Here is a 17,764-nt window from a genome sequence, read left to right as displayed (position 1 = left end):
CGGGGCGCTTAGGGGGATTCGCCCGCAAATGCAAGCCTACCGGGCCGGGCCAGCGGAACCAAGGGTGTTCGCGCTCGTTCACTGCGGATGAACCTGCCCACCGGACAGATGGGCCATCCGCCCGCCGCGACTGCCATCCCCGGCGGCGGGGCGTCCGCATCGGGCTGGTTTACCGTCCTGTCGAGCTTTACACGCCGCATCTGGACCCCCCGCTGGCTGAAAGAGCGGCCGCGTGCGGTGCGTATCGCTGCACGAACGGCGGCGATCATCCTGCTGCTGCTGGTAACGATCTGGCTGGTGCTGTTCATCACCAAGGGACGCTTTTTGAAGGGGACGTTCGAAAGCGTCGCGTCGTCGCAGCTGGAACGGGAGGTTGCGATCGGCGGCGAATTCCAGCTCTATTTTGCGCCTTTCAACGTCAAATTCCTCGCCGAAGACATCCGCATCGCCAATCCCGAATGGGCGCGGGCGAAACAGTTTTTTACCGCCCGCCGCGTCGATACCCGGTTGGCCACGCTGTCGCTGATCGTCGGCAAGCGCGTGATGACCTTTGCCGACATCGATCAGGCGCAGGTGGCGCTCGAATGGGACGCGCAGAACCGGCACAACAGCTGGACCTTTGGCGATCCCGATCGGCCGCCCGAGCCGCTCAACCTGCCGACGATCGAGCGCGCCGCGATCACCAAGAGCGGGCTGACCTATCGCGACCCGCGGTTGCGCCTGTTCGCAGATATCGACATCGATACGGTGCGCTCGACGGGCAGCCGGATCGACGAAGCGATCGGGTTCAACGGGCGCGGGACGATGCGCGCGCAGCCGTTCACGCTGACCGGGCGGTTGTCGTCGCCGAACCAGACAGTCGCGGGCGGCAAGAACCGGCTGACGATGCGCGCGATCGGGCTCGGGAACACCGTCGATCTGGTCGGCACGCTGCCCGGCCCGACCGAGCTGGTCGGTGCCGATCTGGCGCTGACCGCGCGCGGCGAGAACCTGTCGCGTCTGTTCGATTTTCTGGGCGTCGCTATCCCCGACACCCGGCGGTACCGCGCGACGTCGAAGCTTGGTTATGACGGTACGGTCTGGAAATTCACCAGTCTGAAAGGCGTCTTTGGCGACAGCGACCTGGCGGGAGCCTTCGCATTCAGTATGCCGAAAGGGCGCATCTATCTGGACGCCAACCTCAGTACCCGGTCACTCAACATCATCGATGCCGGGCCGTTCATTGGTTATGAGGTCGACCGGCTTGACCGGATGGGTACGGGCGGCGTGATAAAAACCGTCGGCGGCCGGCCGCGCGTCCTTCCCGATTCGCCGCTGCGCGCCGACTCGCTCAAAGCGTTCGACGCCGATCTGCGCTACAAGGTTGCCCAGGTACGCGCTGAGAGTTTTCCGGTCAGCAATGTCGATCTGACGCTGTCGCTCAAGCGCGGACTGATGGAAATGAAACCGCTGACCTTCCTGCTCGCCGGCGGCAAGGTAGCGAGTGACGTTTCGATCGATTCGCGGCCGGCGGTCGTGCGCACCGCTTATGATATCCGCCTCTCGCCGACGCGGCTCGGCAACTTGCTGGCGCGCTTCGGGGTGGCCGAATCGGGGACCACCGGCACCGTCAGCGGCCGGATCCAGATGGTCGGCCATGGCGACAGCCTGCGCCAGTCGCTCGCCAGTTCGAACGGTCGCATGGCCTTTGTCCTGCCGCAGGGCAGTTTCTGGACGCGTAACGTCCAGCTTGCCGAGCTCGACGTCGGCACCTTTGTGCAGAAATTGTTCGAGGACAAGTTGAAGAAGCCGGTCGAGATCAATTGCGGGGTGATCGCTTTCACCGTGCGCAATGGCGTCGGCGCTGCCGACCCGATCCTGATCGACACGCAAAAGAATGTCATGGTCGGGCGCGGTGGCTTTTCGTTCCGTACCGAGGCGATCGACATGGCGGTGCGCGCCGATGGCAAGAAGTTCAGCCTGTTCTCTGGCCAGTCGCCGGTCAGCGTCGGCGGCTATTTCGCGGCGCCGCGCATCGACCCGATCAGCGACCAGCTGATGAGCCGCGCGGGGGCGGGGCTGGGGCTGGCAATCGTCGCCACCCCGGTCGCCGCGATCATCCCTTTCGTCGATCCGGGTGATGCGAAGTCGGCGCAATGCGGTCCAATCCTTGCTGGTGCGCGCGCCAGTGCGCAGCGCACGACGAAGGGCGAAGTGCGCGACGATGTCGGCAAAGGCACGACGGCGAAGGGCGAGGATGGCAAACTGTCGAAGGAGGAGGGCGGCAAGCAGCGCAAGAAGTTCCTCGGCATTTTCTGAGGTCGAGGTGTCGCCGCACGTCAGTGCGCGCAGGCGAGGCCTTCGATTACGTCTTCGAGCCGTGCCGGATCGCCCAGCGCAATCACATGGCCCGCGCTGTCGGCGTTGAGCGGGTCGCCGTTCCAGTCGCACATTGTCCCGCTCGCACCCTCGACAATGGGAACGAGCGCGGCGAAATCGTGCAGCTTCAGCCCCGCCTCGACCACCAGATCGACATGGCCGCTCGCCAGCAGGCCGTAATTGTAACAGTCGCCGCCAAAGATCAGCCTTTTGTGCGCGGTCTTGGCCGCGAGCGCCATGAAATGCTCGGCATCATGATCGCCGAAATATTGCGGGCCGGTTGTGGCAAGTGTCGCATCGGCGAGGGTACGGCAGGTACGGGTGCGCGCGGGCTCGCCATTGAACAAGGTCGGCTGACCCAGCGCGCCGACCCAGCGTTCGCCGCTGATCGGCTGATCAATGATGCCCAGCACCGGCCAGCCGTCCTGCAGCAGCGCGATCAGCGTACCGAAAATCGGGCGTCCCGCCATGAAGCTGACGGTGCCGTCGATCGGGTCGAGCACCCATTGGCGCGCCGCGTCGGGACGCTCGGCACCATATTCCTCGCCGATGATGCCGTCGCGAGGTGCCTCGGCATCGAGCAGTCGGCGCATCGCCGCTTCGGCGGCGCGGTCGGCCTCGGTGACCGGCGAGGCATCGGCCTTGGCTTCGTGGGCAAAGGCGGCGCGAAACAGCGGGCGGATGGCGTCGCGAGCCGCGTCGGCGAGGCGATTGGCGAGCATGAGATCAGAGGTTATCGTCATGCCATCGGCGCTAGCGCAGCACAGCTGTTCCCGCCAGCCCCAGACCCCCGCGTTTCGGGCGGCGATGCGGAATATATCAATTTTACAAATATCATATAATTTGTAAAATTGCGCATATGTCCGACCGTATTTCCGCCGATCCCCTTTTGAACGTTGTCGCGCGCACCGGATTTCGCAAAGCATCGATGGACGATCTGGCGCAGGCCACCGGGGTGTCGCGTCAGGCGCTCTACAACCGCTTCGGCTCGAAGGGCGCGCTGCTCGAATGGGCCACCCAATCGCTGGTCGACCGGTCGCTCGCGGAGGCGTTGCGGGCGCTGGAAAATCCCGCCGCCGCCTTGGTTGCGCGGTTGGCGACTGCGCTCGATGCATGGGTGGGTCAGCATATGGCGATGCTGCGCGCTTCGCCCCATGGGATCGACGTCGCCCCGATGGCCGCGCCCGCGCCGGGCGAAGCGGTGCGTGCGGCCGAACGCAAGCTGGTGGCGGCGATGGCGAATGCGATCCGGCGCGGCGGTCCCGGGACCGCGGTCGCGCGCGCCGGCAGCCTGTCGCAGGCGCTGTGCTGGACCGCGAAGGGCCTTGTCCATGCCGCGCCCGATCATGCGGCCTTTCGCCGCGAACTGGAATTGATCGTCGGCGCCATGCTGGCGCGATGACGGATTAATCGAACAGCGAGGAGACGCTCGATTCGTCGGCGATGCGCTTGATCGCTTCGCCGAGCAGCGGTGCAACGGTGAGCGCGCGGACCTTCTTGCTGTCGTTGACCGCGTCGGTCGGCTGGATCGAATCGGTGATGACCAGTTCGGTGAGTTCGCTGGCCTCGACGCGGGCGACCGCGCCGCCCGACAGCACGCCGTGGGTGCAATAAGCGACAACGCCCTCGGCCCCCGCCGCCTTCAGCGCGCCCGCGGCGTTGCACAGCGTCCCCGCCGAATCGACGATGTCGTCGATCAGGATGCAGAAGCGGCCCGAAACGTCGCCGATGATGTTCATCACTTCGGATTCGCCGGCGCGTTCACGGCGCTTGTCGACGATTGCCAGGGGGGCGTTGTCGAGCCGCTTGGCCAGCGCGCGGGCGCGCACCACGCCGCCGACGTCGGGCGACACAACCATCAGATTCTTGCCTGCAAAGCGCGCCTGGATGTCGGCGCTCATCACCGGCGCGGCGTAGAGATTGTCGGTCGGGATATCGAAAAAGCCCTGGATCTGCCCAGCGTGCAGGTCGATCGCGAGCACGCGGTCGGCGCCCGAGGTGGTGATCAGATTGGCAACCAGCTTGGCGGATATGGGCGTGCGCGGGCCTGGTTTGCGATCCTGGCGGGCATAGCCGAAATAGGGGACGACCGCGGTGATACGTTTTGCCGAAGCGCGGCGCAGCGCATCGGTGATGATCAGCAGCTCCATCAGATTGTCGTTGGCCGGGAAATTGGTCGGCTGGACGATGAAGACATCCTGCCCGCGGACATTTTCGTGGATTTCGACGAACACTTCCTCGTCGGCAAAGCGGCGCACGCTGGTGTCGGTCAGCGGCAGTTCCAGATAGTCCGCGATCGCGCGGGCGAGGGGAAGGTTGCTGTTGCCGGAGATCAGTTTCATGGGGTGCGCGGCCCTTTCGCGGCGGATAGGATTGCGCGCCCCTTAGCCAGCGGGGGGCGATAGGGGAAGGGTGAAGTTGACGCCGCGCGTTCGCCGACCCCTTGGGTCATTGCAATCGCGGCGGCGGGGGGTATGGCTCGGCGGTATGACCGACGCAGCCGACACGCTCACCATCGTCCTGGCCCAGATAACGCAGGCGGTCGGCGACCTGGCCGCCAATGTCGATGCGATGCGCGCGGTGCGGGCGCGGCACGCCGGGGCCGACTTGATCCTCTACCCCGAGTTCCAGCTGATCGGGTACCCACCTGAGGATCTGGTGTTGAAGCCTGCCCTGGCCGAGCGCGCCGCGAGGTTGCTCGCCGAGCTGGCGGCGGATACCGCCGACGGGGGGCCAGCGATGCTTGTCGGGTCGGTCGAACGCGACGGGGCGGACCTGTATAACATCGTCGCGCTGCTCGACGGGGGCCAAGTTGTTGCGACACGGCGAAAGCATGAGTTGCCGAATTACGGCACTTTTGACGAGAAACGGATCTTCGTACCCGGCCCGCTCCCCGATGTGGTCGATTGGCGCGGGGTCCGGCTCGGCCTGCCGATCTGCGAAGATGGCTGGTTGCCCAAAGTGTCGCGGCATCTGGCCGACCAGGGCGCCGAGCTGCTGATTTCGGTCAATGGCAGCCCTTATGAAATCGACAAGGACGAACGGCGGTTGAGCCAGGTGTTCGCGGGGCGTGTCGCCGAAACCGGGCTGCCACTGATTTTCCTCAACCGCGTCGGTGGGCAGGACGAACTGGTGTTCGACGGCTGTTCGTTTGTGCTGAACGCCGATGGATCGACCGCCCACCGCCTCAAGGATTGGGACCAAGAGGAGCGGGTGACGCGCTGGACCAGGGGCACGAACGGCTGGACCTGCGAAGCGGGCGCGATCGCCGAATGGGAGGCGCATCCGGCCGATATTTATAGCGCGATGATCGTGTCCTTGCGCGACTATGTCGAACGCAATCGCTTTCCCGGCGTCGTGCTCGGGCTGTCGGGCGGGATCGATTCGGCGATCTGCGCCGCAATTGCCGCTGACGCGCTCGGCCCCGACCGGGTGTGGTGCGTGATGATGCCGAGCCGTTTCACCAGCCAGGCGAGCCTCGACGATGCGGCAAGCTGTGCCGAACTGATCGGGTGCAGGCTCGACACGATCTCGATCGTCCCCGCGGTCGAGGCGTTCGACACAATGCTGGCGGGCAGCTTTGCCGATGTCGAGGTCGATATCACCGAAGAAAATGTCCAGTCGCGCATCCGCGGCGTGACCTTGATGGCGCTCAGCAATAAATTCGGGCCGATGTTGCTGACCACCGGCAACAAGAGCGAGATGAGCGTCGGTTATGCGACGATCTATGGCGATATGGCGGGGGGCTATAACCCGCTGAAGGACGCCTATAAGATGACGGTGTTCGCCGTCGCCAAATGGCGCAATGAAAATGTGCCGCGCCTGTCGCGCAATCCGGTCACCCCGGTGATGCCCGAGACGATTATCACCAAACCGCCGAGCGCCGAATTGCGCCCCGACCAGAAGGACGAGGACAGCTTGCCACCCTATGCCGACCTCGACCGCATGCTGCACATGCTGGTCGAAGAGGAGGCGAGCGTCGACGATGTCGTGGCGCGGTATGGTTTCGACCGCGACGCGGTGGTGCGGATCGAACGCCTGCTGATGCTCGCCGAATATAAGCGGCGGCAGGCGCCGCCGGGGGTCAAGCTGTCGACGCGCAACTTCGGCCGCGACCGGCGCTATCCGATCACCCACGGCTTCCGCACCGGCTGACCGCGACCTGCGGGTACCGGTACGTCGGTGTATCTTCGTAGGGCCGTGTGGCGGCGCTAAGATCGCGGATCGGGAAACTGCATTTAACGGGAGCGGGATATGGGGATGCTGGGAGAAAAGGCGTCGCCGCAAAAGGCCGAGCGGGCGCTCGACGTGCTGCGGATCACCGTTGCGCTGCTGATTTTGATCCACGGGGCTTTTCGCTTTGTTGCCGGCGGCGTGGCGCCGTTCGGTGTCTGGCTGGAAACGCAGGGCTTTCCCATGGGCTTTGGTTGGGCGCTCGGCGTAACGCTGTTCGAACTGGTTGGCCCGGTGCTGATGCTGGCGCGCCGCTGGACCAGTTTTGTGGCGCTGGGCCATGCCGCGATCCTGACGCTCGGCATGATATTGGTCCATTTGCCTTTTGGCTGGTTTGTCGTTGGCGCGGGGCGCAACGGGGTGGAATATAGCGTCATCCTGATCGTCTCATTGCTGACTATCGCCTGGGCCTATTGGCCGGGGCGCCGCCGCGCGGGCTGACGCTGTACGACGGGGTCGCATGCGGGGAGCGAAGCGGTTATAGGCGCGCGGCATGACCGTCGTGACCCGCTTCGCCCCTTCGCCAACCGGCACCCTGCATGTCGGCAATGTCCGCACCGCGCTTCACAACTGGCTGTGGGCGCGCAAACATGGCGGCCGCTTCCTGCTGCGCATCGATGATACCGACCTCGAGCGGTCGCAAGAAGACTATGTCGATGCAATCCGCGCCGACCTGGCGTGGCTGGGCTTCGACTTCGACGGCGAGGAACGCCAGTCGGCGCGCTTCGCTCTGTATGAGGCCGAATTCGACAAGCTCAAGGCGGCGGGCCGCGTCTATGCCTGTTACGAAACCCCGGAAGAACTCGACATCCGCCGCAAGATCCTGCTCTCACGCGGGCTGCCGCCGGTCTATGAGCGCAAAGCCGCCGACGTCCCGGTACCCGCGGGTGTCGCGCCGCACTGGCGTTTCCGGCTCGACCATGACACACCGATCGAATGGACCGATATGGTTCGTGGTGAGCAGCACTTTGAGCCAAAAACGATGTCGGACCCGGTGGTGCGGCGTGCCGATGGCAGCTGGCTCTATCTGCTGCCCAGCGTGATCGACGATATTGCGATGGGGATTACCCATGTCGTGCGCGGCGAAGATCATGTGTCGAACACCGCGACGCAGATCCAGATGTTTGCCGCGCTGGGTGCTCCCCCGCCGCGCTTCGCGCATGAGGCGTTGCTCGTCGGGACCGAGGGCAAATTGTCGAAGCGGCTCGGCTCGCTCGGCATGGCCAGCCTGCGCGTCGCGGGGATCGAGCCGATCGCGCTCGCGGCGCTGCTCGCGCGGCTCGGCACCAGCGACCCGGTCGAACCGGTGACGAGCCTGGCGCCGCTGATCGAGCATATCGACTTTACGCGCTTCGGCCGCGCTCCGGCGCGGTTCGATGAAGCCGAGCTGGCGCTGCTCAACCAGAAGATCCTGCACCACACTGGGTATGAAGCGGTCGCGGACCGCCTGCCCGCGGCGATCACCGCGGCGCGCTGGCATGCGATTCGGCCGAACCTGATGACGGTCGCCGAAGCGGCCGATTGGGTGGCTGTTTTCGATGGACCTCTCACGCCGCCCCCGGTCGAGGATGCGGATCGACCGGTTCTGGACGCCGCCGCCGCCGCGGCGCCCGCGATCGACTGGAGCGCCGACCCCTGGCACGCGCTGACCACCGCAGCAAAAGAGGCGACCGGCGCCAAGGGCCGCGCGTTGTTCCTGCCGCTGCGCCGCGCGCTGACCGGGCGCGACCACGGCCCCGACATGGCCGAACTGCTGCCGCTGATCGCCAAGGATCAGGCGATAGCGCGGTTGGCCGCCAGCTAACCGAACCATGGTGCCAAAGCGCCGCCATTCTTGCCTACTGCTGCGCTTGACAAAAGGCGTTATGATATACTATAACTACGATCTGACTTGGCCGATAGCGGTGGTCGAAACACGGCGGGGCCGGGTCTGACAGGCAAGGAGAGATGCCATGACCCTGATACCACTGATTTCGACCATCCTGACCGCCCCCCAAGTGACCACGGCCCCCGCGGGTCGATCGGCGACCATGTCCCGCAACATCTATGGCAGCGATCCCGGCCGCCACCCGGTCGCGGCGCTTCTTGCCGTTGGCCTGCCCGCCGCGCTGGTCATCGCGGTGGCGCTGTCGCCGATGATTGTTGATACGATACCGAAGACCGACCCGATGGTCGGAACATTGATCAAACTACCGCCGCCTCCACCGCCGCCCCAGCCGGCTCCCGACGCAAAGCCCGTGCCGAGAACCGCGTCCGCGACCGACACGGTGAAACCTGTCGTCGATACAATGCCTTTCTTCGATAATCATGTGGTCGAAGGGCCGGTCATCGTCGACCTTGGCCCGATCGACCTTGGGCCTCCAGCCCGGCCAGCCGATCCACCACCTTTGCCCAAACTTGTATTCGCCGAACTTGATCCGCGCCACGCCGGGGCGTTCCAGCCCGACTATCCGGCGAGCGAACAACGCCGCGAGATCGAAGGCGTCGCCAAGGTTCGCGTGCTGATCGGCACCGACGGGCGGGTGAAGGCGGTCGAACTGATCAGCACCGACAGCCCGGGCTTTTTCGCCGAAACCAAACGCCGCGCACTCGCCAAATGGCGCTTCAAGCCTGCGACGCGCGGCGGCGTGGCCGAGGAAAGCTGGAAGACGATGACGGTTCGCTTTGAGATCAGGGCCGCTTAGCCGCCCACCGAACCCGCTCCCGGGCGGATGGCTGTGCGCCGTCCGCCCGCTCTTTTGCTTGACAGAAGCGCCGAATCCGGTCAGAGGCGCGCGGATATTGGGGGCGGCGCCTCGTGCGCGGCCCTCTATGTTTTTCACACCAACGTCGGGGCCAAAGTCCCGCCGCATCCTTCGGACCTCCGGCGGATGTGCACATATTTCGAGGAACAGGGCCATGGCCAAGCCGACGACCGTCAAGATCAAGCTCGTGAGCACCGCCGACACGGGCTTTTTCTATGTGACGAAAAAGAACCCGCGCACGATGACCGAAAAAATGTCGGTGCGCAAATATGACCCGCGCGTGCGCAAGCATGTCGAGTTCAAGGAATCGAAGATCAAGTGAGGCATTTTCCCGCGCGGTATGTCCGCGCGGTTTGAAAACGCATCATCCGGCGCAAGTTGTTCGGAAGCACTTAACTCCGAAACATGATCATAAGGGCGGCCATCTGCGCCGCCCTTTTTCGTGGGCGCGGTCGAGATGTCGCCTTTGAATTGGATTACTGGGCAGTTTTTTCCCCGGCGAAAGCCGGGACCCAGGGCGCTAGAAAGCTGATGACGCGCTCGACCCCGGCTTTCGCGGGGGAGCGGCTGGTTCTTGTCGAAACTGGCCGTTTGCGTCAGGCAAACACCCCGACGCTCTCGATGAATTTGATCACCGAAATCGGTTTCGAGACATAGGCCTCGGCCCCTGCCGCACGGATTTGTTCCTCGTCGCCCTTCCCGGCATAGGCGGTGACCGCCATGATCGGTACGGCGCGCAGCGTCGGGTCGGCCTTCATCTGGCCGATCAGCTCGAGCCCGCTGACATGCGGCAGCTGGATATCCATGATGATCAGGTCGGGCGTGATCTCGCGCGCCTTGGCTAGCGCATCGCGACCGTCGCGCACCGGGTGAGCGGTATAGCCATGGGCGTTGAGCAGGTCGCAGAACAGGCGCAGGTTCAGCTCATTATCTTCGACGACCAATATGGTCTTGCCCATGATTATTCGCTTCCCCACCTTGCGTATGGCGCCCGTTTAGGCGAATCGGCCGCATGACACAATTGCCTCCCTTTGAAGGGAAGAATGCCTTGCACGACGACGACGCAGCATTGGCGCTTCAGGCGCTCGGGTGGATCCTGAGCGACGAACCGCGCGCCGAGCGGTTGCTGGCGCTGACCGGCCTTGCGCCCGACGAGCTGCGCGCGTCGCTGAGCGAACGCGCAACCTTGGCGGCGATCCTGTCGTTCCTGACCGCCCATGAATACGACCTTGTCGCCTGCGCCGATGCGTTGCAGGTGCCGCCGGCCACCATCGCCGCAGCGTCGGAGCGCCTTGAAGGAATGCATATATGACCCGCCCACTCGTCATCACCGATTGCGACGAGGTGCTGATGCACATGGTCGTGCCTTTCGCCGAATGGGTCGACGCCGAACATGGCGTGCTGTTCCGCATCGAGGACGCCAGCTTTGCCGGAGCACTGAAGCGCAAGGAATGCGGGACACCGCTGGAAGCGGCCGAAGTCTGGCCGCTGCTCGATGCTTTTTTCCGTGGCGAGATGGCGCGGCAATATCCGATCCCGGGCGCGCTTGAGGCAATGGCGGCGATCGCCGAGCAGGCCGACATTGTCGTGCTTACCAACGTCGGCCCCGACCATCAGCAGGCACGGATCGAGCAACTGGCGCTGCACGATTTTCACGCGCCGGTGATCGGCAGCCGCGGCGGCAAGGGCGAGCCGGTGCGCCGGTTGATCGAGCAATATCAGCCCTCGGTCGCGCTGTTCATCGACGATCTGGCGGGGCATCATCATTCGGTCGCGCAGGAAGCGCCGGATGTGTGGCGGCTCCACCTGGTCGGCGAACCCGCGATCGCCGACAAGATCGCGCCCGCCAAACATGCCCATGCGCGCATCGACGACTGGGCGGCGGCGCAGGACTGGATCCTCGCCCGGCTTGCCGAGAATGTCCCCGCACCGGCCCCCGAACCCGTTTAAGAAGGAATCACCATGGATATCACCGCGAAACTTGCCGAACTCGGACTCGAACTGCCCAAAGCCGCCGCGCCGGTCGCCGCCTATGTTCCCGTCGTCGAACATGACGGGCTGCTCTATGTCAGCGGCCAGCTGCCCTTCCGCGACGGGCAGGTCGTCACCGGACGTTTGGGTGACGACATGGATGTCGCAGGCGGGCAGGATGCGGCGCAGCGCGTCGCGCTGATGCTGATCGCGCAGATTGCACAGGCGCTGGGCGGCGATCTGTCGCGCGTCGAGCGCGTCGTCAAGCTGGGCGTATTCGTCAACAGCGCCCCCAGCTTCACCGATCAGGCGAAGGTCGCCAATGGCGCGTCGGACCTGTTCGAAACGCTGTTTGGCGATGCCGGTCGCCATGCGCGCGCCGCGGTCGGCGTCGCGGTTCTGCCGCTCGGCGCCGCGGTCGAGGCCGACGCGATCGTCGCGGTGCGCCCGGCGTAAATGGCCGAAGCCGACTCCCCGGCGCGGACGATCTCGCTTGGTACCGGGGTGGAAGCGGTCGATGCCGCGGCGTGGGACGCGCTGCATGACGGCGGCAATCCGTTTGTCGGCCACGCTTTCCTGTCGCTGCTCGAGGACTCGGGCAGTGTCGGGCCGGGAACGGGCTGGCAGGCGGCGCCGCTGCTCGTCGAGGACGCGGCGGGCGTGCTGCTCGCCGCCGCGCCCGCCTATCTGAAGTCACACAGTCAGGGCGAATATGTCTTCGATCAAGGCTGGGCCGACGCGTGGACGCGCGCGGGGGGTGACTATTATCCCAAGCTACAGATCGCGGCGCCCTTTACCCCGGTGCCGGGGCCACGATTGCTGGCGCCGGACAGCGACGACGCGCGGCTGTTGATCCGCGCCGCCGAAACGGTGGTGCGGCAGAACGGGCTTTCGTCGGCACATGCGACCTTTGTCGCGCCCGATCAGATGCCGCTGTTCGAAGGCGCCGGGTGGCTGGTGCGCCGCGACATTCAATTCCATTTCGCTAATGCGGGTTACGCCAGCTTCGACGATTTCCTCGCCACGCTGACGTCCGCCAAGCGCAAGCAGCTGCGCAAGGAGCGGGCGCGGGCGGTCGAAGGGCTGCGGATCGAGGAATTGACCGGCGACGCGATCCGTCCCGAGCATTGGGACGCGATGTGGCTGTTCTATCAGGACACCGGCGCGCGCAAATGGGGGCAGCCCTATCTGACCCGCGCGGCGTTCGACCTGATCGGCGCCAGGATGGCGGAGCAGGTCGTCCTGCTACTTGCTTGTGATGGCGAGCGACCGGTGGCAGGGGCGTTGCACTTCCTCGGGGCCGACACGCTCTACGGGCGTTATTGGGGCTGCCTTGTCGACATCCCCTATCTGCATTTCGAACTTTGCTATTACCGTGCGATCGACATCGCGATCGAACGCGGGCTGGCGCGCGTCGAGGCGGGCGCGCAGGGCGGCCACAAGCTGGCGCGCGGATATGGTCCGGTCGCGACCTGGTCGGCGCATTTCTTCGCCGATCCCGGGTTCCGCCGCGCAGTGGCCGATTTTCTGGAACAGGAACGCCGCGCCGAAGAAGCCGAGATGGACTGGCTGGAAGGGCATATGCCGTTCCGGCGGGCGGATTGAGCTTGTGCTATTTCGTTACCCCGGACGCGATCCGGGGTCCATGCGTCATCGCCGGAATGGATGCCGGATCAAGTCCGGCATGACGACGAAAAGATTTCGGGAGGGTTAGGCCGCAAACCGCCGCGCGGCCGGACGGCGTGCGGTTTCATCGAGCCAGGCGCGTGCCTGACGCTGCGCCTCGGCGATTTCGTCGCGGCTCATTTCATCGGACAGGTCGGCGCGGCATTGCTGGCCTTCCTTGTTGCCGCCAAGCGCGGCGAGGTTGAACCATTTATGCGCCTGGATCAGGTCGACATCGACCCCGCCGGTACCGGTCGAAAAGGCGATCCCGAGATCGAAATAAGCGTTGGCGTCGCCGCGCGCCGCGTCAAGCAAGCGGCTTTCGATCAGATATTGCGCGGACTTCAGACTGTTGGCCATAAAAACCCCCTGTCGCTTCCCCCCACAGGAAGCTTCGAGGTCCACCCTTGCGGCTTATGGTCAACAAAGCGTTAACTTGATTGGCAATTTCTTGGGGATAGGATGCACAAACGGCTGAATTTCGCCGTTTCTGCTTTCATCAACCCACCGGATAATTGTCGATCAGCCGTGTTTTTCCGATCCGCGCCGCGGCGAGCAGCCGCGCGGGAGCGCGAAAAATGTCGAGCCTTTCCAGACTGTCGGCATCGGCAAGCGCGATATAATCGACGCTGTCGAACCCGCCGGCGACGATCGCCGCTTCGGCCTTCGCGAGCGTTTCGTACATATCGCTGCCGTTCGCCAGCGCGGCAGCCGCGGTGCTGAGCGCGCCCGGAAAGGCGACGGCGGCGCTGCGCTGTTCGGGCGAGAGATAGGCGTTGCGCGACGACAGCGCGAGGCCATCGGGGTCGCGCGCGATTGGCGCCCCCAGAATGTCGAGCGCAAAATCGAGATCGCGCGCCATGCGGCGGATGATCGCGAGCTGCTGCCAATCCTTTTCGCCAAAGATCGCCACATCGGGGCGCACCTGATTGAACAATTTGGCGACGACGGTGGCGACCCCGTCGAAATGACCGGGGCGCGCGGCGCCGCAATAATCAGCGCCGAGTTCGGCGACCTCGATATGGGTGCTGTGACCGCCCGGATACATGACCCCGACATCGGGCGCCCAGAGAAGTGCTACACCTTCCTCGACGAGCAACGCAGCATCGCGGGCTTCGTGGCGCGGATAGGCGGCGAAATCTTCGTTGGGACCGAATTGGGTCGGGTTGACGAAGATCGACACGACGACATGGTCCGCAACGCGCCGCCCCATCTGCACGAGCGAAAGGTGACCATCGTGAAGCGCGCCCATCGTCGGCACCAAAGCAACGCTTTTGCCGTCCTGCTTCAGCGCTGCGATGGCGCGATGCAGCGTGGCGATGTCACGGATGATTTGCACGGCTGCCCTGCCTCCGATAATGGCGGCGCTTATGCACCACCGACGCGGCCGCCATGCCGCGCCAACAGGAAAATCGCAACGGCCCATGACGAACAGCGTGATCAAACCCGCCCCGCATCGCATCATCTTTGCCAATGAAAAGGGCGGGACCGGCAAATCGACCTGCGCGGTGCATTTTGCGGTCGCGCTGGCGAGCCAGGGCTGGAAGGTCGCCGGGCTCGACCTCGATCCGCGCCAGCGCACCTTTCACCGCTATCTCGAGAATCGCACCAACACCGCGAAGCGCCGCGACATCGAACTGCCGATGCCGCAGTTTGAAGTGTTCGAGGGGACTACGATTGAAGAACTCGACGCACAGGTCGCTCGGCTGACCGCGGATTGCGACTATTTTGTCGCCGACACCCCGGGGCGCGACGATGTCTTTGCACGCCATCTGGCGATGACCGCCGATACGCTGGTCACCCCGATCAACGACAGCTTCATCGATTTCGACCTGATCGGCCAGGTCGACCCCGAGACATTTCAGGTCACTCGCCCCAGCTTTTACTCCGAACTGATCTGGGACACGCGGAAAGCCCGCGCCAAGACCGACGGGCGGACGATCGACTGGATCATCCTGCGCAACCGGCTCCAGCATGTCGACGCGCACAATATGCGCCGCGTCGGCGAGGCGCTGAGCCAGCTTTCGCGCCGCGTCGGTTTTCGCGTCATCCCGGGGCTGGGCGAGCGCGTCATCTATCGCGAGCTGTTCCCCGCCGGGCTGACCCTGCTCGACAAGGCCCATCTGGGCGGCATGGGCATCGGTCATGTCGTCGCGCGGCAGGAACTGCGCGAGGCGATGGGCGGATTGAACCTTCCCGCGCGTGAGCGCTTTCATCCCGACGGTGATTTGTTCGCTGCCGCCTGAAACTTCTCTCTCCCAATGAGGACCAACGATGACCCATATCTTCCATCCCACGATGCTGCGCGAATATGACATCCGTGGCGTCGTCGGCGACACGCTGTCGGACAAGGACGCCTATGCCATCGGGCGCAGTTTTGCGACGCTGGTTGCGCGCGGCGGCGGCAAGCGCGTCGCGGTCGGCTACGACGGGCGGCTTTCGTCGCCGATGCTGTGCGATGCGCTGGTCGCGGGGATTAACGCCGCGGGCGTCGACGCGCTGAACGTCGGACTCGGGCCGACGCCAATGCTCTATTACGCAGCCTCAACCGAAGATGTGGACGGCGGCATCCAGATAACCGGCAGCCACAATCCCCCCGACTATAATGGCTTCAAATTTGTGATGCAGGGGCGGCCATTCTATGGTGCCGATATTCAGCGGATCGGCGAAATGGCGGCCGCGGGGGATTGGGACGTTGGCGAAGGTGCCACGCAGAGCATCGACATCATCGATGCCTATGTCGACCGGCTGGTCGAGGGTTTTGCCGGTGGTGCCTACCGGGTCGGCTGGGATGCGGGCAATGGCGCGGCGGGGACCGTCATCGAAAAACTGACGGCGAAGTTGCCAGGCGAGCATCATTTGCTGTTCACCGACATCGACGGTCATTTTCCGAACCACCATCCCGATCCTACCGAAGAGAAGAATCTGGCGGATTTGCGTAAGCTTGTCGCCGAGAAGAACCTCGATTTCGGCGTCGCTTTCGACGGAGACGGCGACAGGATCGGTGCGATCGATGGCGACGGCCGGGTGATCTGGGGCGACCAGTTGCTGCAGATCTATGCCGCGGCGCTGCTGCAGGACATGCCTGGCGCAACGATCATCGCCGATGTGAAGGCGAGTCAGGCGCTTTTCGATCGGATCAGCGAACTCGGTGGGACGCCGCTGATGTGGAAAACCGGCCACAGCCTGATCAAGGCGAAAATGAAGGAGGTCGGCAGCCCGCTCGCGGGCGAGATGAGCGGCCATGTGTTCTTCGCCGATCGCTATTATGGGTATGACGATGCGCCCTATGCCGCGGTGCGGTTGATCGAAGCAGCGACGAAGCTGGGGCAGAGCGTCACCGAGCTGCGCGAGGCGATGGCGCCGATGGTGAACACGCCGGAGCTGCGTTTCCAGGTCGATGAGGTGCGAAAATTCGCCATTGTGGACGAAGTTCTGGCGCGGCTGACAGCGTCGGGCGCCAAGGTCGATCGTACCGACGGCGCGCGCGTGCTCACCGACGACGGCTGGTGGTTGCTCCGCGCGTCGAACACGCAGGATGTGCTGGTAGCGCGCGCCGAGGCGAACGACGACGCAGCGTTGGCGCGGTTGCTCGCCGCGATCGACGAACAGCTCGCCCTGTCGGGGATCGCACGCGGACCGCAAGCGGGGCATTAGTCTCTATCTCCCCTCCTTTCCAGGGAGGGGTCGGGGATGGGGATGCGGCCAAAAAGACCGCTTGCGGCGACTCACCCCTAACCCATCCTTGGAAGGGAGGGAGCAGCCCTGCAAATATCTTGCCAGATTGACCTTGGCGGCGCTCCTCGGGTAACGCCCGTGCATATGTCCTCAGGAAGCGATGCAGCATGACCCACGACGAAGCGACCCCGGCGACGCGGATGGCCGACGCCGATCATGGCGTCGCGGAGCATAAGGCGCATGCGCGCGACGACGCGGCGGCGGGCAACGGTCTCGCGGTCATTTCGATCGCCAAGAGCTATGACAAGCGTGTCGTGCTGTCCGACGTGTCGCTGTCGGTCGGCAAGGGTGAGGTTGTCGGTCTGCTCGGCCCGAACGGCGCCGGCAAGACGACCTGTTTCTATTCGATCATGGGGCTGGTGAAGCCCGACGCGGGGCGCATCATGCTCGACGGGTCGGACATCACCGCGCTGCCAATGTACCGCCGCGCGATCCTGGGGCTGGGCTATCTGCCGCAGGAAACCTCGATCTTTCGCGGCATGACCGTCGCGCAAAATATCAGCGCCGTGCTCGAACTCGCCGAACCCGACAAGGTGTCGCGCGAGAGACGGCTTGAGGAATTGCTCGACGAATTCGGTCTCACCCGGCTGCGCGATGCGGCGGCGATGGCGCTGTCGGGCGGCGAACGGCGCCGCGCCGAAATCGCCCGCGCGCTCGCCGCCAATCCGTCGATCATGCTGCTCGACGAACCCTTTGCGGGCATCGATCCGCTGTCGATCAGCGACATCCGCGACCTAGTCGCCGATTTGAAGACGCGCGGCATCGGGGTATTGATCACCGACCATAATGTCCGCGAAACGCTCGATCTGGTTGATCGTGCCTGCATCATTTATGACGGCAAGGTGCTGCTCGCGGGGTCGCCCGAAGAGCTGGTCGCGGATCCAGAAGTGCGCCGCCTCTACCTCGGCGAGGGTTTCTCGCTGTGATTTTTGCGGACCGCCGCCAGAAAAGTCTCCGTGTGTCCCCCCGCAGGCGGGGGCCCACGCACCGCAGGTTTTGTAATACCGCGCCCCGCGAATGGGAGCCCCCCCGGGGCGGGGGAGGCGGGGGATATA

General features: G+C 64.7%; 19 protein-coding genes. 14 read left to right on the top strand and 5 right to left on the bottom strand.

Features of this window, described 5'->3' with window-relative positions; all coding sequences use genetic code 11:
- The first annotated feature begins 87 nt into the window (after positions 1-87).
- On the top strand, positions 88-2,298 hold the full coding sequence (locus K0M74_RS10240) for an AsmA family protein (protein WP_293971469.1): 2,211 nt from the start codon (positions 88-90) through the stop codon (positions 2,296-2,298).
- Positions 2,299-2,318: 20 nt separating this feature from the next.
- On the opposite strand, the gene K0M74_RS10235 is transcribed toward K0M74_RS10240, so the two are convergent.
- Positions 2,319-3,101, bottom strand: coding sequence for an inositol monophosphatase family protein (locus K0M74_RS10235; RefSeq protein WP_293971466.1), 783 nt, complete (start codon positions 3,099-3,101; stop codon positions 2,319-2,321).
- 116 nt (positions 3,102-3,217) lie between these two features.
- Between K0M74_RS10235 and K0M74_RS10230 the strand changes: the two genes are divergently transcribed.
- A complete protein-coding gene (locus K0M74_RS10230) occupies positions 3,218-3,760 on the top strand; it encodes a TetR/AcrR family transcriptional regulator (RefSeq protein ID WP_293971464.1) in 543 nt (180 codons plus the stop codon).
- Between the two features lie 4 nt (positions 3,761-3,764).
- Here K0M74_RS10230 and K0M74_RS10225 read toward each other — a convergent pair whose 3' ends face one another.
- Entirely contained in the window at positions 3,765-4,700 is a 936-nt protein-coding gene (locus tag K0M74_RS10225; protein WP_088439774.1) for a ribose-phosphate pyrophosphokinase, read from the bottom strand.
- Between the two features lie 145 nt (positions 4,701-4,845).
- Between K0M74_RS10225 and K0M74_RS10220 the strand changes: the two genes are divergently transcribed.
- The 5 genes from K0M74_RS10220 (at position 4,846) to rpmG (ending at position 9,657) form a co-directional block, all read left to right on the top strand.
- The gene (locus K0M74_RS10220; RefSeq protein ID WP_293971459.1) at positions 4,846-6,513 is read left to right on the top strand and encodes an NAD+ synthase; all 1,668 of its coding nucleotides are present in this window, start codon (positions 4,846-4,848) and stop codon (positions 6,511-6,513) included.
- A gap of 99 nt (positions 6,514-6,612) precedes the next feature.
- On the top strand, positions 6,613-7,032 hold the full coding sequence (locus tag K0M74_RS10215; RefSeq protein WP_293971455.1) for a DoxX family protein: 420 nt from the start codon (positions 6,613-6,615) through the stop codon (positions 7,030-7,032).
- Positions 7,033-7,084: 52 nt separating this feature from the next.
- Positions 7,085-8,395, top strand: coding sequence for a glutamate--tRNA ligase (gltX, locus tag K0M74_RS10210; RefSeq protein WP_293971452.1), 1,311 nt, complete (start codon positions 7,085-7,087; stop codon positions 8,393-8,395).
- A gap of 148 nt (positions 8,396-8,543) precedes the next feature.
- On the top strand, positions 8,544-9,275 hold the full coding sequence (locus K0M74_RS10205) for an energy transducer TonB (protein WP_293971449.1): 732 nt from the start codon (positions 8,544-8,546) through the stop codon (positions 9,273-9,275).
- 214 nt (positions 9,276-9,489) lie between these two features.
- A complete protein-coding gene (gene rpmG, locus K0M74_RS10200) occupies positions 9,490-9,657 on the top strand; it encodes a 50S ribosomal protein L33 (protein ID WP_058818055.1) in 168 nt (55 codons plus the stop codon).
- A gap of 274 nt (positions 9,658-9,931) precedes the next feature.
- Here rpmG and K0M74_RS10195 read toward each other — a convergent pair whose 3' ends face one another.
- Positions 9,932-10,294: a response regulator gene (locus K0M74_RS10195; protein ID WP_293971446.1), complete on the bottom strand. Its 363-nt coding sequence runs from the start codon at positions 10,292-10,294 to the stop codon at positions 9,932-9,934.
- A gap of 53 nt (positions 10,295-10,347) precedes the next feature.
- Between K0M74_RS10195 and K0M74_RS10190 the strand changes: the two genes are divergently transcribed.
- From K0M74_RS10190 to K0M74_RS10175, 4 genes are read left to right on the top strand one after another with little or no spacing between them, the layout of a single operon-like run.
- On the top strand, positions 10,348-10,647 hold the full coding sequence (locus K0M74_RS10190) for a DUF3572 domain-containing protein (protein ID WP_293971443.1): 300 nt from the start codon (positions 10,348-10,350) through the stop codon (positions 10,645-10,647).
- Positions 10,644-11,285: an HAD family hydrolase gene (locus K0M74_RS10185; protein ID WP_293971440.1), complete on the top strand. Its 642-nt coding sequence runs from the start codon at positions 10,644-10,646 to the stop codon at positions 11,283-11,285. Before K0M74_RS10190 ends, K0M74_RS10185 begins: the two co-directional genes overlap by 4 nt.
- Before the next feature lie 12 nt (positions 11,286-11,297).
- Positions 11,298-11,762, top strand: a complete 465-nt coding sequence (locus K0M74_RS10180) for a RidA family protein (RefSeq protein ID WP_088439758.1) — start codon at positions 11,298-11,300, stop codon at positions 11,760-11,762.
- Positions 11,763-12,911, top strand: coding sequence for a GNAT family N-acetyltransferase (locus K0M74_RS10175; protein WP_293971437.1), 1,149 nt, complete (start codon positions 11,763-11,765; stop codon positions 12,909-12,911). It begins immediately after the preceding gene.
- 105 nt (positions 12,912-13,016) lie between these two features.
- Here the strand turns inward: K0M74_RS10175 and K0M74_RS10170 are convergent, their stop codons facing one another.
- Positions 13,017-13,331: a sel1 repeat family protein gene (locus K0M74_RS10170; protein ID WP_054589726.1), complete on the bottom strand. Its 315-nt coding sequence runs from the start codon at positions 13,329-13,331 to the stop codon at positions 13,017-13,019.
- A gap of 139 nt (positions 13,332-13,470) precedes the next feature.
- Positions 13,471-14,310: a pantoate--beta-alanine ligase gene (gene panC / locus K0M74_RS10165; RefSeq protein ID WP_293971435.1), complete on the bottom strand. Its 840-nt coding sequence runs from the start codon at positions 14,308-14,310 to the stop codon at positions 13,471-13,473.
- 85 nt (positions 14,311-14,395) lie between these two features.
- Here panC and K0M74_RS10160 point away from each other — a divergent pair, with 85 nt between their 5' ends.
- The 3 genes from K0M74_RS10160 to lptB all read left to right on the top strand — a co-directional run bounded on the left by K0M74_RS10160 (position 14,396) and on the right by lptB (position 17,635).
- Positions 14,396-15,217, top strand: a complete 822-nt coding sequence (locus tag K0M74_RS10160) for a division plane positioning ATPase MipZ (RefSeq protein WP_293971433.1) — start codon at positions 14,396-14,398, stop codon at positions 15,215-15,217.
- Positions 15,218-15,245: 28 nt separating this feature from the next.
- Positions 15,246-16,628: a phosphoglucomutase/phosphomannomutase PgmG gene (gene pgmG, locus K0M74_RS10155; RefSeq protein ID WP_293971430.1), complete on the top strand. Its 1,383-nt coding sequence runs from the start codon at positions 15,246-15,248 to the stop codon at positions 16,626-16,628.
- Positions 16,629-16,816: 188 nt separating this feature from the next.
- On the top strand, positions 16,817-17,635 hold the full coding sequence (gene lptB / locus K0M74_RS10150) for an LPS export ABC transporter ATP-binding protein (RefSeq protein ID WP_293971427.1): 819 nt from the start codon (positions 16,817-16,819) through the stop codon (positions 17,633-17,635).
- Positions 17,636-17,764 lie beyond the last annotated feature (129 nt).

Origin of the sequence: Sphingopyxis sp., from assembly GCF_019459305.1 — a bacterium.
In the GTDB taxonomy this organism is placed as follows: domain Bacteria; phylum Pseudomonadota; class Alphaproteobacteria; order Sphingomonadales; family Sphingomonadaceae; genus Sphingopyxis.
Note: the sequence above shows the minus strand (reverse complement) of the source record. Positions and strands in the feature narration are given on the sequence as shown.